Annotated in this window: 2 protein-coding genes (1 of these 2 cut by a window edge); both read left to right on the top strand. The window is 64.6% G+C overall.

The features are described from left to right. Positions 1 to 400 carry the 3' portion of a non-ribosomal peptide synthetase gene (locus LVD08_RS14625; RefSeq protein WP_247268492.1) on the top strand. 12,614 nt of this gene lie to the left of the window's left edge, so 400 of the gene's 13,014 nt are visible here — the last part of the coding sequence; its start codon lies off the left edge, out of view; it ends in the stop codon at positions 398 to 400. Beyond that, complete coding sequence (locus LVD08_RS14620) at positions 397 to 18,219, top strand: non-ribosomal peptide synthase/polyketide synthase (protein ID WP_342453889.1); 17,823 nt, start codon at positions 397 to 399, stop codon at positions 18,217 to 18,219. Before LVD08_RS14625 ends, LVD08_RS14620 begins: the two co-directional genes overlap by 4 nt.

Genomic DNA, 18,219 nt, shown 5'->3' with positions numbered 1-18,219 from the left:
AACCGACGTGCTGCGCAGTCGTCTGCTGGAAAACCTGCCGGACTACATGGTGCCCGCGCTGTTCGTGCATCTGGATGCACTGCCGCTGAGCCCCAACGGCAAACTCGACCGCAAGGCGCTGCCGGCGCCGGATCAGGGCGCATTGCCGGTGCGCGAATACGAAGCCCCGGTGGGCGACGTCGAAATCACCCTCGCACGGCTCTGGGCCGAGTTGCTCAACGTCGAGCGGGTAGGGCGCCACGATCATTTCTTTGAACTGGGTGGTCACTCGCTGCTGGCGGTCAGTCTGATCGGCCGGCTGCGTCAGGAAGGCATGGAAGCCGATGTCAGGTCGCTGTTCGAACATCCGACCCTGGCCGGCTACGCCGCAATTACCGAACGAATGGAGATCGTCCTGTGAACGTGATCGAACTGTTGGCCAAATTGAAGGCTAAAGATATCCAGCTGGCGGTCGCGGACGACCAATTGCGAGTCAACGGCAACAAGCAGGCGCTGAGCGACCCGGCGTTGCTGGCGCTGTTGCGCGAGCACAAACCGGCGCTGATCGAGCTGATCAAGGCCGGGCAGTACTCGGCCAGCAAGCATGGCCAGGTCGAAGTGCCGGCCAATGGGATCGTTGCGGGCACCACGCACATCACCCCGGCAATGCTGACGCTGGTCGAGCTCGACCAAACCACCATCGACCACCTCGTCGCACAAGTCCCCGGCGGCGCAGCCAACGTGCAGGACATCTACCCGCTGGCGCCGTTGCAGGAAGGCATCCTGTATCACCACGTCAGTGGCGGTGACGGCGATCCGTATGTCATGCAATCGCATTTCGCCTTTGCCAGCCGCGAGCGTTTTCAGGCGTTCGCCCAAGCGCTGCAAGCGGTGATCGATCGCCATGACATTCTGCGCACCGCTGTGCATTGGGCAGGGCTGGACGCGCCGGTGCAGGTGGTCTGGCGCCGGGCCGAACTGCCAGTGGAAGAGGTGACGTTGCCTGATGCAAATGGCGACGTGCTGGCGTATCTGCATGAGCGTTTCGACGCCCGGCACTTCCGCCTCGACGTTACCCAGGCGCCGCTGATGCGTCTGGCCCACGCCTGGGATGAAGCCGGGCAACGGGTGATCGCCACGCTGCTGTTCCATCACATGGCGCTCGACCACTCGGCCCTCGACGTGGTGCGCCACGAAATGCGCGCCTGCCTCACCGGGCAGCGTGAACGGCTCGGGCGCCCGGTGCCGTTTCGCAATTACGTGGCGCAGGCGCGTCTGGGCGTCAGCGAGGCCGAGCACGAGGCGTTCTTCCGCGAGATGCTCAGCGACATCGACGAACCGACGCTGCCTTACGGCCTGCAGGACGTGCAGGGTGACGGCAGCGAAATCGTCGAACTCAGCGTGCCGGTCGCGGCGCTATTGGGCCAGCGTCTGCGGGCGCAGGCGCGGACGCTCGGCGTCAGTGTCGCCAGCCTGTTCCATCTCGGCTGGGCGCAGGTGCTGGCCGCGCTGACCGGCAAGCAGCAGGTGGTGTTCGGCACGGTGCTGATGGGCCGCATGCAAGGCGCCGAAGCGATTGATCGGGCGCTGGGAATTTTCATCAACACCTTGCCGTTGCGGGTGAACATCGACGGGCAGGACGTGCGCGCGGCAGTCAACGCCACCCACGCCCGGTTGACCACGCTGATGCGTCACGAACATGCACCGCTGGCTCTGGCTCAGCGCTGCAGTCACGTGGTGGCGCCGACGCCGCTGTTCAGCACGCTGCTCAATTATCGCCACAGCCACAACGTCGCCACCGCCAGTGCCGAAACCCGCGCGGCGTGGGACGGTATCTCCACGTTGCACTCCGAAGAGCGCAGCAACTATCCGTTGACGATGAGTGTCGATGACCTCGGTGACGCCTTCAGCCTGACCCTGCTGGCGAGCACCCAGACCGATCCGCAGCGCATCTGCGATTACCTGCACTGCGCGCTGGAAAACCTCGTGCTCGCGCTGGAGCAGGCGCCGCAGACACCGGTAAATCAACTGCCGATCCTGCCGGCGGCGGAGCTTGCGCAGGTACTGCTCGAGTTCAATGCCACTCAAGTGGATTTCCCGGCTGCACAGACCATCCAGCAACGTTTCGAGGCGCAGGTGGCCGAACGGCCGGACGCGCTGGCGGCAGTGTTTGCCGACGCGCAACTGACCTACGCCGAACTCAATCGTCAGGCCAACGCCTTGGCACAGCATCTGATCGGTTTGGGCGTGAAACCCGACGACCGTGTCGCCATCGTCGCCCGTCGCGGGCTGGACACCCTGGTCGGGCTGGTGGCGATCCTCAAGGCCGGCGCCGGTTACGTGCCGATTGACCCGGCGCACCCAGCGGAGCGCTTGAACTACCTGCTCGACGACAGCGCGCCAGTGGCGGTGCTGACTCAAAGCAATCTGCGCGAACGTTTGCCGGCGCTGACCGTGCCGGTACTCGAACTCGACCGCTGCAACTGGCCGCAGGGCGTGACCCATAATCCGCGCGTTCCCGGCCTGAGTACCGAAAACCTGGCTTACGTGATCTACACCTCCGGCTCCACCGGCCTGCCCAAAGGCGTGATGGTCGAGCATCACACTTTGAGCAATCTGGTCGACTGGCACTGCAGCGCGTTCGACCTCTGCGCCGGGCGCCACACCTCAAGCCTGGCCGGGTTCGGTTTCGACGCGATGGCCTGGGAAGTCTGGCCGGCGCTGTGCGCGGGCGCGACCCTGCATCTGGCGCCGACTCACGAGGGCGGCGAAGACATCGATGCCTTGCTCGCGTGGTGGTGCGCGCAGCCGCTGGACGTGAGCTTCCTGCCGACCCCGGTGGCCGAATACGCCTTCAGCCAGAACCTCGAACACCCGACCCTGCGTACGCTGCTGATCGGCGGCGACCGCTTGCGGCAGTTCAATCGCAACCAGCATTTCGACGTGATCAACAACTACGGCCCGACCGAGGCCACAGTGGTCGCGACCTCAGGGCGGGTAGCAAGCGGCGACGCGCTGCACATCGGTAAACCGCTGAGCAATGCCACGGTTTACCTGCTCGACGAACAGCAGCGCCCGGTGCCGCTTGGCGTGGCGGGCGAGTTGTACGTTGGCGGTGCCGGGGTCGCCCGTGGCTACCTGAATCGCCCGGACATGACTGCCGAACGCTTTCTGCGTGACCCGTTCAGCCCCTTGCCGAATGCGCGGATGTACCGCACCGGCGACCTTGCACGCTGGCGCGAGGACGGCAACATCGAGTACCTGGGGCGCAACGACGATCAGGTGAAAATCCGTGGCGTGCGCATCGAATTGGGCGAGATCGAAACCTGCCTCAACCAGTTGCCGGGGATTCAGGAAGCGGTGCTGCTGGCCCGCGAAGATCAACCCGGCCAGCCGCGACTGGTGGCGTACTTCACCGAGCAGCCGCAGGTCGAAGCGCTGCCGGTGGGCGAGTTGCGCGCGCAATTGCTCAGCCGTTTGCCGGAATACATGGTGCCGAGCGCGTTCGTCAAACTCGCCGCGTTGCCGCTGACCGCCAATGGCAAGGTCGACCGCAAGGCCTTGCCGGCGCCGGATCTGGCGGCGCTGTTCACCCGCGAGTACGCAGCGCCCGAAGGCGAGGTGGAAACCGCGCTGGCGCAGATCTGGGCCGACGTGCTGCAGGTCGAGCGGGTCGGGCGTCAGGATCACTTTTTCGAACTCGGCGGGCATTCGTTGCTGGCGATGCGCATGGTCTCGCAAGTGCGCCAGCGTCTGGGTGTCGAGCTGGCGCTGAGCGAGCTGTTTGCCAACGCCGAACTGGCGGCGGTCGCGGCAGTGCTGAACGAGGCCGGACGCTGTGCACAACCGCAGATCGTGCCGGTCCCGCGTGACGGCGCGTTGCCGCTGTCGTTCGCCCAACAACGCCTGTGGTTCCTCGCGCAAATGGAAGGCGCGAACACCGCCTACAACATTCCCGTGGCCCTGCGGCTGCGTGGCCGTCTCGACGACGCGGCGCTGCAACGCGCACTGGCGCGGATCGTTGCCCGCCACGAAACCCTGCGCAGCCGCTTCGCCCAATTCAACGACGAAGCGCAAGTGCTGATTGCCCCGGTGGACACCGGTCTGCTGCTGCGTGTCGAGGACCTGCGCCAGCACCCGCAACCCGAGGAAACCCTGCAGGCACTGATTCAGGGCGAAGCCTCGGGGCCGTTCGACTTGCAGGACGATCCGTTGATTCGCGGGCGACTGGTACGCCTGGCCGACGATCACCATGTGCTGTTGCTGACCCTGCACCACATCATCTCTGACGGTTGGTCGATGGGCGTGCTGACCCGCGAACTGATGGCGCTGTATCAGGCGTTCAGTCACGGCCAGCCGGATCCACTGCCGCCGCTGGCGCTGCAATACACCGACTACGCGGTGTGGCAACGGCGTTGGCTCAGCGGCGAAGTGCTGCAGCGTCAGAGCGAATACTGGCAACAGACCCTCGCTGGCGCCCCGGCGCTGTTGATGCTGCCGACCGATCGGCCGCGCCCGGCGCAGCAGGACTATGCCGGCAGCAGCGTTGCCGTGGTTCTCGACGAGCGCTTGAGCGCCGGGCTCAAAGCCTTGGGCCAGCGCCACGGTGTGACCCTGTACATGACGCTGATGAGTGCCTGGGCGATGCTGCTCAGCCGCTTGTCCGGGCAGGCGGAAGTGGTGATCGGTTCGCCGGTGGCCAACCGCACCCGCGCCGAAATCGAAGGCCTGATCGGCATGTTCGTCAACACTCTGGCCTTGCGCATCGACACCTCGGGCGAGCTGAGCGTCGAAGCGCTGCTGGCGCGGGTCAAGGCGCAAACCCTGCAAGCGCAGGCGCATCAGGATCTGCCGTTCGAGCAAGTGGTGGAAATCACCCGGCCCGTGCGCAGCCTGGCGCACAGCCCGTTGTTCCAGACCTTGCTCAGTTGGGATGGCCTCGAAAGCCCGGCGCTGGCCCTCGGCGAACTGACGCTGGAGGGCGTGGCCGAGCCGAGCCACTTCGCCAAGTTCGATCTCTCGCTGAGCCTCAGTGAGTCCAACGGCATCATTCGCGGATCGCTGGAATACGCCACAGCATTGTTCGACCAGAGCACGGTCGAGCGCTTCACCGGTTACTTCCAGCGTCTGTTGCAGTCGATGGTCGCCAACGATCAGGCGCTGCTGGAACAGGCGCCGCTGCTGGCGCCGGAAGAACAGCAGCGTTTGCTGGTCGAGTTCAATGCCACGGCGGTCGATTACAACCTTGAGCAGACCATTCATGGTCTGTTCGAAGCGCAAGTGGTGCGCTCGTCGCAGGCGCCAGCGGTGGTCGCTGACGAACAGCAACTGACTTATGCCGAACTCAACGCCCGAGCCAATCAACTGGCGCGGTACCTGCGCGAATTGGGCGTAGGCCCGGATGCGCGGGTGGCGCTCTGCGTCGAGCGCGGTCTGGACATGGTGGTCGGGCTGCTGGCGATCCTCAAGGCTGGCGGCGGTTATGTGCCGCTGGACCCGGCGTATCCGCTGGAGCGTCTGGCTTACATGCTGGAAGACAGCGCGCCGCTGGCGGTGCTGGTGCAGGGGGCGACGCGTTCGTTGCTCGGTGACGTTGGCGTGCCGGTGATCGATCTGGATCAGCCGCACTGGCAAGCGCTGGTGACGGAAAACCTTTCGCTCGCTGAATTGAACCCGCACCACACCGCCTACGTGATCTACACCTCCGGCTCCACCGGCCAACCGAAAGGCGTGATCAATGAGCACAGCGGCGTAGTCAACCGCTTGCTGTGGATGCAGGACGCTTACCAACTGAGTTCTGCCGACACGGTGTTGCAGAAAACCCCGTTCAGCTTCGACGTCTCGGTCTGGGAGTTCTTCTGGCCGCTGATGACCGGCGCACGATTGGTCATGGCCCGGCCCGAGGGACACAAGGATCCGCTGTATCTCAGCGACATCATCGAACGCGAACACATCACCACGCTGCACTTCGTACCGTCGATGCTCGATGTTTTCCTTGCTCACGCCGACACCGCACGTTGCAGCAGTCTGCGGCAAGTCATGTGCAGCGGCGAAGCACTGCCGGGCAGCGTGGTACGGCGCTTCAAACAGCAACTGTCGGGCAGCCAATTGCACAACCTCTACGGCCCGACCGAAGCGGCAGTGGACGTGACCGCGTGGGACTGCGCCGGGCCGCTGGAAAGCACCCCGGACAACACGCCGATCGGCAAACCGATCGCCAACACCCGCATGTACATCCTCGATGCCCAGCAACAACCGGTGCCGCACGGCGTGGTCGGCGAGCTGTATATCGGTGGCGTGCAGGTAGCGCGCGGTTATCTGAATCGCCCGGAACTGAACGCCGAACGCTTCCTTGACGATCCGTTCCAGAGCAACGGGCGGATGTACCGCACCGGCGACGTCGCCCGCTATCTGCCGGACGGCAATATCGAATACCTGGGCCGTAACGACGATCAGGTGAAGATCCGCGGTTTGCGCATCGAACTCGGTGAAATCCAGGCACGTCTGACCCAGATCGACGGCATTCAGGAAGCCGCTGTACTGGCCCGCGAAGACGTGCCGGGGGACAAGCGTCTGGTCGCGTACTACACCGGCGCACCGCTGGAAATTGAAAAACTGCGCGGCCACTTGCTGGAAAACCTGCCGGACTACATGGTGCCCGCCGTGTTCGTGCATCTCGAAGCATTGCCGCTGAGCCCCAACGGCAAACTTGACCGCAAGGCGCTGCCGGCCCCCGATCTGACGGCGCTGACCGCCCGTGAATACGAAGCCCCGGTCGGCGAAGTGGAAACCGCGCTCGCGCAGCTCTGGGCTGAGTTGCTCAAGGTTGAGCGGGTAGGCCGCCACGATCATTTCTTTGAACTGGGAGGTCACTCGCTGCTGGCGGTGAATCTGGTGGCGCGGATGCGCCGTGCCGGCCTGAGCGCCGACATTCGCGTGCTGTTCAACCAGCCGACCCTCGCCGCGCTGGCCGCTGCCGTGGGCGGTGAGCCCGAGGCCGAAGTCGCGGCCAACCTGATCACTGCGGACTGCACGCGCATCACCCCCGAGCTGTTGCCACTGGTGGCGCTCGACCAGCCGAGCATCGACCGCATCGTCGCGAGCATCCCCGGCGGTGCGGCCAACGTGCAGGATATTTATCCGCTGGCGCCGTTGCAGACCGGCATCCTGTTCCACCATTTGTCCGCCGCACAGGGCGATCCGTATGTGTTGCAGGCGCAGTTCGCGTTTGCCGATGAACAACGCCTGAACACCTTCACTCAAGCCTTGCAGAACGTAATCCAGCGCCACGACATCCTGCGCACTTCGCTGTTCTGGGACGGACTGCAAGACCCGGTGCAAGTGGTCTGGCGTGAGGCGCCGCTGGCGTGCGAATGCCTGGAACTGCATGACGCGGACGGCGATGTACTGGAGCAATTGCGCCGGCGTTTCGACGCTGCGCAGTACCGCATGGCCGTCAATCAGGCGCCGCTGATGCGCGTAGTGCACGCGTGGGATTCAGCCAATCAGCGGGTGGTGGCGTTGTTGCTGTTCCATCATCTGGTGATGGACCACGTGGCGCTGGAGGTGCTGCAACACGAAATGCAGGCGTTCCTCAGCGGCCAGCCGCAACGTCTGGCCGAGCCGGTGCCGTATCGCAATTATGTGGCGCACACCCTGTCCGGCTTGAGTGACCAGCAGCACGAAGCGTTCTTCCGCGAGATGCTCGGTGACGTCGACGAACCAACCTTGCCTTACGGGCAGAACCCGGCGCCGGAAGGGCTGGCCACGCAGGCACAGTTGAGCCTCGACACCGCGCTGAGCCGCAACCTGCGCAGTCAGGCGCGGCGTCTGGGTGTCAGCGCGGCGTGCCTGATGCACCTGGCGTGGGCGCAGGTGCTGGGGCAGTTGTCCGGTCGCGATGACGTGGTTTTCGGTACGGTATTGCTCGGTCGCTTGCAGGGCGGCGAGGGCGCCGAACGCGCGCTCGGGGTGTTCATCAACACCTTGCCGCTGCGCATCGATCTGCGTGCGCACAGCGTCAAGGGCGCGGCCCTGGCGACGCATCAACGGCTGAGCCAGTTGCTGCAACACGAACACGCGCAACTGGCGCGCATCCAGCATTGCAGCGCGATGGCGCCGACCACGCCATTGTTCAGCACTTTGTTCAATTATCGCCACGGAGCCGCGGCGGGTGGCGGTTCTGCCGAGGCCCAAACGGCCTGGCAGGGCATGCAATTGCTTGAGGCCGAGGAACACAGCAACTATCGCCTGACCCTCAGCGTCGACGATCTCGGCGAAGACTTCAGCCTGACCGCACTGGCCGGTGCCGGTATCGATGCACAGCGCATCTGCAACTATCTGCAATGCGCCTTGCACAGGCTGGTGGATGCGCTGGAGCACGCGCCGCATCAAGGTTTCGAGCACCTGTCGATCCTGCCGGACGCGGAGCGCGAGCAGTTGTTGCACAGCTTCAACGCGACCCGCGCAAATTACGCACAGGGACTGACGATTGCCCAGCGTTTCGAGCAGCAAGCGCTTGAGCGACCGCAGGCGCTGGCGGCGGTGTTTGCCGATGCTTCGCTGAGCTATGCCGAGTTGAACCGGCAGGCCAACAGTCTGGCGCATCATCTGATTGCATCGGGTGTACAGCCTGACGATCGCGTGGCCATCGTCGCCCGACGCGGCCTTGATACGCTGGTCGGGCTGGTGGCGATTCTCAAGGCCGGCGCCGGTTATGTGCCGGTGGATCCGGCGCACCCGGCGGAGCGCCTGAACTATCTGCTGCAAGACAGTGCGCCCGCCGCGGTGCTGAGCCAAAGCGATCTGCGTGAACGCCTGCCGGCATTGTCGGTGCCGCTGATAGACCTTGATCTGCACCAGTGGCCAAACGAGCCAATCGACAACCCGTCGCTGCCGGCCCTGACCCCGCAGCACCTGGCTTACGTTATCTATACCTCCGGCTCCACCGGTCTGCCGAAAGGCGTGATGGTCGAGCACCAGACGCTGAGCAATCTCGTGGACTGGCACTGCGCGGCCTTCGATCTGCACGCCGGCAGCCTTACCTCAAGCCTGGCCGGGTTCGGTTTCGACGCCATGGCCTGGGAGGTCTGGCCGGCGCTGTGCGTGGGTGCGACCGTGCATCTGGCGCCAAACCATGACGGCAACGAAGACATCGACGCGTTGCTCGCCTGGTGGCGGGCGCAGCCGCTGGACGTGAGCTTCCTGCCGACCCCGGTGGCCGAATACGCCTTCAGTCAGGAGCCGGCGCATCCAACCCTGAAAACCCTGTTGATCGGCGGCGATCGACTGCGTCAGTTCAACCGCAACCAGCCGTTCCGGGTCATCAACAACTATGGCCCGACCGAGGCGACGGTGGTCGCCACCTCTGGCCTGATCGAGGCGGGCGACATCTTGCACATCGGTAAACCGGTGAGCAATGCCACGGTGTATCTGCTCGACGCACGGCAACGCCCGGTACCGCTGGGGGTGATCGGCGAGTTGTATGTCGGTGGTGCCGGCGTGGCCCGTGGTTACCTGAACCGTCCGCAGATGACCGCCGAACGCTTTCTGCGCGATCCGTTCAGCAGCGTGCCGAATGCACGTATGTACCGCACCGGTGACCTTGCGCGCTGGCGCGAGGACGGCACGCTCGAGTACCTCGGGCGCAACGACGATCAGGTGAAAATCCGCGGCGTGCGTATCGAGTTGGGCGAGATCGAAACCCGGCTCAATCAGCTCCCCGGCGTCCAGGAGGCGGTATTGCTGGCCCGTGAGGACGAACCCGGTCAGCCACGGTTGGTGGCGTATTACACCGAGCAGGGCGCATCGTTGAGCGTCGCTGATCTGCGCGCGCACCTGCTCACGCAATTGCCTGAGTACATGGTGCCGGCGGCGTTTGTCCGGCTCGACGCGTTACCCCTGACCGCCAATGGCAAGGTTGATCGCAAGGCATTGCCGAAACCTGACCTGACTGCGCTATTCACCCGCGAATACATCGAGCCGCAAGGTGAGCTGGAAACCGCGCTGGCGCAGATCTGGGCCGAGGTGCTGCAGGTCGAACGGGTCGGCCGGCATGATCACTTTTTCGAACTCGGCGGCCACTCGCTGCTGGCCATGCGCATGGTCGCGCAGGTGCGTCAGCAACTGGGACTGGAGCTGGTGCTGGCTGATCTGTTCGCCAACCCTGAACTGGCGGCGGTCGCCAAATGCCTTTGCGTAGCGCAGGTCAGTAGCCAACCGCAGATCGTAGCGGTGCCGCGTGACGGCACGCTGTCCTTCGCCCAGCAACGCCTGTGGTTCCTCGCGCAAATGGACGGCGGCAACTCGGCGTACAACATTCCACTTGGCCTGCGCCTGCGCGGGCGACTCGATGTCGAAGCCTTGCAGCGCGCGCTGACGCAGATCGTTGCGCGACACGAAACCCTGCGCAGCCGTTTTGTCAGCGTCGACGATCAGGCGCTGGTGACGATTGCACCGGTCGATAACGGCCTGCTGTTGCAGGTGGAAGACCTGCGCCAGGATCCACAGGCCGAGGCCACGGTGCAGGCACTGCTCGCGCAGGAAGCCGCGACTGTCTTCGATCTGCAGCACGATCCGCTGATTCGCGGTCGCCTGCTGCGTCTGGCTGACGATCATCATGTGCTGTTGCTGACCGTGCATCACATCGTCGCCGACGGTTGGTCGATGGGCGTGCTGACCCGTGAGCTGATGGCGCTGTACCGAGCCTTCAGTCACGGCCAGCCGGATCCATTGCCGCCGTTGACCCTGCAATACGGCGACTACGCCGTGTGGCAGCGGCGCTGGCTCAGCGGTGAAGTGCTGCAGCGGCAGAGCGATTACTGGCAGCAGACCCTCGACGGCGCGCCGGCCTTACTGACCTTGCCCACCGATCGTCCGCGTCCGGCGCAGCAGGATTTTGCCGGCAGCAGCGTCGAAGTACGCCTGGATGAGCGTCTGAGTGCCGGCCTCAAAGCCCTGAGTCAGCGGCACGGCGTGACCCTGTTCATGACCCTGATGAGTGCCTGGTCGCTGTTGCTGAGTCGTCTGTCCGGGCAGTCCGACGTGGTGATCGGCTCGCCGGTGGCCAACCGCACCCGGGCCGAGATCGAAGGCCTGATCGGCATGTTCGTCAACACTCTGGCCCTGCGCATCGATACCTCGGGTGAACCGAGCGTGGCCACGCTGTTGGCGCGGGTCAAGGCGCGCACGCTGGAGGCGCAGGCGCATCAGGATCTGCCGTTCGAGCAAGTGGTGGAAATCGCCCGGCCGGCGCGCAGTCTGGCGCACAGCCCGTTGTTCCAGAGCACGCTGAGCTGGGACAGCAACGTCGGCCCGAACCTGGCGCTGGGCGATCTGCGCCTCGAAGGTGTGGCCGCGCCGGGCCGGGTGGCCAAGTTCGACCTGACCCTGACCCTGGGTGAGGTCAACGGGGTGATTCGCGGATCGCTGGAATACGCCACGGCGTTGTTCGATCAAGCGACCGTCGAGCGTTATGTTGGCTACCTGCAGCGTCTGCTGGCAGCAATGGTCAACGATGAGCAGACGGTGCTGGAGCGGGTGCCGTTACTCGCCGAGTCTGAGCGTCAGCGCTTGCTCTACGACTTCAACGCTACGACGCGCGAATACCCGCAGACGCTGACCGTGCACGGGATTTTCCAGCAGCAGGCAGCGGCGCATCCCAAAGCGGTGGCGGCGGTGCATGGCGAGCATTCGCTGAGCTACTTCGAACTGAACGCCCAGGCCAACCGTCTGGCGCATCACTTGATCAGCCACGGCGTGCAGCCGGGCGATCACGTAGCGATCCTGTTGCCGCGTTCGCTGGAACTGCTGGTGGCGCAACTGGCGATTGCCAAGTGCGCGGCGGCCTATGTACCGCTGGATATCAATGCGCCGAGCGAGCGGCAGGCGTTCATGGTCGAGGACTGTCAGGCAGCGGCGTTGCTGACCCTCAGCGGTGAGGTCGTCGACTACGCCGCGCCACGCATCGACCTCGACCGCTTGACCCTCAGCGGCCAACCGACGCACAACCCGAATCTGGCGCAGTCCTCGGAGTCGCTGGCGTACATCATGTACACCTCCGGCTCCACCGGCGCCCCGAAAGGCGTGATGGTGCCGCACCGCGCCATCGGCCGCCTGGTGTTGAACAACGGTTACGCCGATTTCAATGCGCAGGACCGCGTGGTCTTCGCCTCCAACCCGGCGTTCGATGCGAGCACCATGGACATCTGGGGGCCGCTGCTCAACGGTGGGCGCGTGGTGGTCATCGATCACCAGACCCTGCTTGATCCAAACGCGTTCGGCCATGAGTTGAGTGCTTCCGGGGCGACGGTGCTGTTCGTCACCACTGCACTGTTTAACCAGTACGTGCAGTTGATTCCGCAGGCGCTGAAAGGCCTGCGCATTCTGCTGTGTGGCGGTGAACGGGGCGATCCGGCAGCGTTCCGTCGACTGCTGGCCGAGGCGCCAGAGTTGCGCATTGTGCATTGCTACGGCCCGACCGAAACCACCACTTACGCCACGACATTTGAAGTGCGTGAAGTGGCGGAAAACGCCGAGAGCGTGCCGATTGGCGGGCCGATCTCCAACACCCAGGTGTACGTGCTCGACGCGCATCAGCAACCGGTGCCGATGGGCGTGACCGGCGAGTTGTACATCGGCGGGCAGGGCGTGGCGCTGGGTTACCTGAACCGCGCCGATCTGACCGCCGAGAAGTTTCTGCGTGATCCGTTCAGCGAGCAGCCGGGCGCGCTGCTGTATCGCACGGGTGACCTCGCACGCTGGCTGGCACCGGGGCAGCTCGATTGCATCGGGCGCAATGACGATCAGGTGAAGATTCGCGGTTTCCGTATCGAACTGGGCGAAATCGAAAACCGCCTGCTCAACTGCCAGGGGATCAAGGAAGCCGTGGTGCTGGCGCGCCGCGATGGTCAGGACATCACGCGTCTGGTGGCGTACTACACCGCGCACGCCGGGCGCCTGGACAGCGCCGATCTACACGCGCAGTTGCTGGCGCGACTGCCGGAATACATGGTGCCGACCGCCTGGGTACAACTGGATGTACTGCCGTTGAACAACAACGGCAAGGTCGACCGCAAGGTTCTGCCGGCGCCGACCCAGGCTGCGCTGCTCAGCCGGGTGTATGTCGCGCCGATCTCGGCGCTGGAGGAACATCTGGCGCGGATCTGGGCCGGTTTGCTGCAGCTCGAACAGGTCGGTCGTCACGACAACTTCTTCGAACTGGGCGGGCACTCGTTGCTGGCGATGCGCATGCTGTCGCAAGTACGCCAGCAGATGGGCGTCGAGCTGACACTCGCCGAGCTGTTCGCCAACCCCGAGCTGGCCGCTGTCGCCGAGGTGCTGAGCCGGGCAGGGCGCAGCACCTTGCCGGAGATTCTGCCGGCGGCGCGTGATCAGCTATTGCCGCTGTCCTTCGCCCAGCAACGTCTGTGGTTCCTGGCGCAGATGGACGGCGGCCACAGCGCCTACAACATCCCGGTCGGTCTGCGCCTGCGCGGTCGGCTGGATGAAGACGCGCTGCAACGGGCACTGGCACGCATCGTCGCGCGTCACGAAACCCTGCGCAGCCGCTTCAGCCAGATCGACGATCAGCCGCAGGTGCTTATTCTGCCGGCCGAGAGCGGTCTGTTGCTGGCGGTAGAAGACCTGCGTCAGCACCCACAGGCTGACAATGCCTTGCGTGGCCTGATCGAGGAACAGGCCTGCGCCTCGTTCAATCTGCAGCACGATGCGCTGCTGCGCGGACGTCTGGTGCGTCTGGCTGATGATCATCATGTGCTGTTGCTGACGTTGCACCACATCATCGCCGATGGCTGGTCGATGGGCGTGCTGACTCGCGAGCTGGCGGCGTTGTATCAGGCCTTCAGCCGTGGCGAAGACGATCCGCTGCCGCCGCTGGCGCTGCAATACACCGACTACGCGGTGTGGCAGCGGCGCTGGCTCAGTGGCGAGGTGCTGCAGCGCCAGAGCGATTATTGGCAGCAGACCCTGGCCGGCGCGCCAGCCCTGCTGACCCTGCCAACCGATCGTCCGCGGCCACCACAGCAGGACTATTCCGGCAGCCGCGTCGACATGCTGTTCGATCAACACTTGAGCGCCGGTTTGAAAGCCTTGTGTCAGCGTCGCGCGGTGACGCCGTACATGGTGATCATGAGCGCCTGGGCGATGTTGCTCAGTCGTTTGTCCGGGCAGAACGACGTGGTGATCGGCTCGCCGGTGGCCAACCGCACCCGGGCTGAGATCGAAGGCCTGATCGGCATGTTCGTCAACACCCTGGCGCTGCGCATCGACACCTCGGGCGAACCGAGCGGCGAGACGCTGCTGGCGCGGGTCAAGGCGCAAACCCTGAACGCTCAGGCGCATCAGGATCTGCCGTTCGAGCAAGTGGTGGATATCAGCAAGCCTGTCCGCAGCCTGTCGCACAGCGCGTTGTTCCAGACCATGCTCAGTTGGGACAACAACGACGGCCCGAGCCTGACCCTCGGCGACCTGACCCTGGAAGGGGTGGCCGGCGACAGCCACTTTGTGAAATTCGACCTTTCACTGAGCCTCGGCGATTCGCCCGACGGGATTCGCGGTTCGTTGCGCTACGCTACGGCCTTGTTCGATGAGTCAACGGTGCAGCGTTTTGTCGGCTACTTCCAGCGGCTGCTGGCGGCGCTGATCAACGACGATCAGGCCGTGCTTGCGCAAGTGCCGTTGCTGGCACCGCAGGAGCAGCAGCGTTTGCTGGTCGATTTCAATGCCAGCGCCGTTGATTGTCCGCTGGAGCAGCCGTTGCATGGCTTGTTCGAAGCGCAGGTGCGGCGCAAACCGGACGCTGTCGCGCTGCAGTCCGCGCAAGGAACCCTGACCTACCGCGAGCTCAATCAGCGTGCTAACCGTTTGGCCCACCATCTGCGCGAACTCGGTGTGCAGCCGGATGCGCGGGTGGCGATCTGCGTCGAGCGTGGGCTGGATCTGATCGTTGGTCTGCTCGGCATCCTCAAGGCTGGTGGTGCCTATGTGCCGCTGGATCCGGGGTATCCGGCGAAGCGTCTGGCGTACATGCTCAAGGACAGCGCGCCGACCGCGGTGCTGGTGCAGACCGCTACTCGCGGATTGTTCGATGATGCGGCCGCCACGGTGATCGACCTTGACCGCAGTACCTGGCAGCACCTGCCGGACCATGATTTGCAGGTGCCTGGTCTCAGCGCCTCGAACCTCGCTTACATGATCTACACCTCGGGTTCTACCGGTCTGCCGAAAGGCGTGATGATCGAACACCGCAGCGCCTGCAACATGGTGCATTGGGGTTCGCAGATTTCGCCGCCGACCGAACACGGTGCGCTGCTGCAAAAGGCGCCGTTCAGCTTCGACAGCTCGGTGTGGGAGATCTTCTGGCCGCTGTGTTCGGGGATGCGATTGGTATTGGCACGGCCGGACGGCAACCGCGATTCGGCGTATGTGGTGCAGACCATTCGTGAGCAGCAGGTGACGGTGGTCAAGTTCGTTCCGGCGCTGTTGCAGCAGTTCATCGAACAGGACGGTGTCGAGCAGTGCACCAGCCTGACCGATGTGCTTAACGGCGGTGGTGAACTCAGCGCAGCGCTGGCCCGTCAAGTGCGTGATCGGCTGCCGTGGGTGCGTTTGCATAACGTTTACGGCCCGACTGAAACCACGGTGGACAGCACCGGCTGGACGCTGGAGCCGGACATGCCGGTGCCGGACAACGTGGTGCCGATCGGCAAGGCTCTGAGCAACACGCGTTTGTACGTGCTCGATGCGTACGGTCAACCGGTGCCGCAAGGCGTCAGCGGCGAGTTGCACATTGGCGGCGTCGGCGTGGCACGTGGTTATCACGGACTGCCGGAGATGCAGGCCGAGCGCTTCATCGACAGCCCGTTTGTGCTGGGGGATCGCCTTTACCGCACTGGCGATCTGGCGCGCTACAACAATCATGGGGAACTGGAATTCCTCGGCCGCAATGACTTCCAGATCAAGCTGCGTGGCTTGCGTCTGGAGCCGGGGGAAATCGAGGCGCGGCTGATCGAACATCCGGCGGTTCGCCAAGCGGTGGTGATGGTGCGCGATGAGCGTCTGGTGGCCTGGTACAGCTTGCGCGCCGGCATCGACGCGCCATCGTTGGATACCTTGCGCAGCCATGTGCTGGAGCGTTTGCCGGAGTACATGGTGCCGGGCGCGTTTGTGCTGCTCGACGCGTTGCCACTGACGCCAAACGACAAGATTGATCGCAAAGCCTTGCCGGAACCGGGTGCAGACGCGGTGATCAACCGCCCATACGTGGCGCCACAGGGTGAAGTCGAAACCGCGCTGGCGCAGATCTGGGGCGAGGTGCTTGGCGTCGAACAGGTGGGCCGTCACGACAACTTCTTTGAACTCGGTGGGCATTCGTTGCTGGCGGTGAAGCTGGTCAATCTGCTGCAACGGGCCGGGCTGCCACTGTCGCTGGCCGAGCTGTTCCAGCATCCGAGCATCGAGTCTGCCGCCGCGCTGCTCAGTCAGGATGAGGTGCTCAGTCAGCCTGACGGGCTGGTCGTGGTGCGTGCCGGGGCGCACGGTACGCCGCTGTTTCTGCTGCATGAATTCAGCGGCAGGGACGTGTATTTCCCGACGCTGGCCCAGCACATCGGTGGCGAGTTCCCGATTTACGGTTTGCCCGGTGTGCCGCTGGGGCAAGCGCAATTGCGCACGCTTGAGTGCATGGCGCAGCGCATGGTCGGGATCATCCGCGCGGTACAGCCTCACGGGCCGTATCGGCTGGCGGGCTGGTCGTTCGGCGGGGTGCTGGCGCATGAGGTCGCGCAGCAATTGCTCGGCCTCGATGAGCCGGTGGATTTCATCGGCATGCTCGACAGCTATGCGCCAAACCCGCTCGCCCAGGACAAGGCAATGTGGAGCGGCGAGGGCCTCGACAAGCGCCAGTTACTTGGCCATTGCCGAGGGCGTTCGCTGATGCTGGGTGCCGAAAGCGAGGCGGCGCTGGCGGCGGTGCAAGCGCTGGAAGCGCAAGTCGAACAACTGGATTTCCCCGAGCTGTTCAAGCGCTGCCAGGCACAGCAACTGACCGATCCGGAACTGGCCACGGTCAGCGCGGCGGACGCCTGGCATTACTTTGATCGCGAAGCGGCGCATCGTCTGGCGCTGGCGCATTACCGGGTCAGCCCGGCGAGCCAGCCGATCCACTTGTTCCGTGCCCAAGAGTTGATGGACGGCCAGTCATTGCCGAGCCCGACGCGCGGCTGGGAAGAGCGCTTCAACATTGGCTTGCTGCGTTGCATCGACATCCCCGGCGATCACCGGACCATGATGAAGCACCCGCACATTCAGGCACTCGGCCAAGCCATCACCCAGGCGCTGGAAACCCTGGTGACGCCGGAACCGACGCTGTATCAACCGCTGCTGACGATTCAGACCGGGCAGCCGGGGTATGCGCCGATTTTCTGCGTGCCGGGGGCGGGTGACAGTGTCACCGGGTTCATTCACCTGACCGAGGCGATCGGCCCGGAATGGCCGATCATCGGCCTGCAACCCCGGGGGCTGGACGGCGTCAGTGTGCCGCACAGCGCGGTCGAAGCCGCTGCGGCGTTCTACCTGCAAGCCGTCGAGCAGATCCACCCGCAGGGGCCGCTGCACCTGATCGGTCATTCGTTCGGCGGCTGGGTCGCGCATGCCATGGCCGCGCAGTTGCAGGCGGCCGGGCGCGAGGTGGCTTCGCTGACCTTGATCGACAGCGAAGCGCCGGGCGGTGACGGCACGGCGGGCAAGCCGTACACGGCCACTGCCGCGCTGCAACGGCTGATTGACACCCTGCAGTTGTCCTGTGGCAAATCGCTGGGCATCGATCCTGCGACCTTCGCCAACGCCGACGACACCACGCAACTGCGTCTGCTGCACGACGGCATGGTGCGCGCCGGGGTGTTGTCGGAGCGCGCGGCGCCGGACGCGATGCATGGCCCGGTACGCACCTTCGCCAGCGCCTTGCGCACGATCTATCAACCGCGACTGGCCTATACCGGGCCGGTGCGGCTGGTACTGGTCGATGACCCGACGCTGGACGAGTGGGGCAATCAGCGCGAACAGGCGGCGGTGCTTGAAGGCTGGCAGCGGCAGGTCAGCGATCTGGCGGTGTGGTACGGGCCGGGCAACCACTTCACGATTCTCAAGGCGCCCAACGTCTTCAGTTTCGCCGCATGGTGGCATGACGGTCTGGCGCTGGCGGTCGGCGAAGTGCTGTCCTGA

The sequence above is a fragment of the Pseudomonas sp. YL2 genome (assembly GCF_023063025.1).
In the GTDB taxonomy this organism is placed as follows: domain Bacteria; phylum Pseudomonadota; class Gammaproteobacteria; order Pseudomonadales; family Pseudomonadaceae; genus Aquipseudomonas; species Aquipseudomonas putida_A.
The sequence above is the reverse complement of the archived record's forward strand: the minus strand, read 5'-3'. Positions and strand labels throughout refer to the sequence as shown.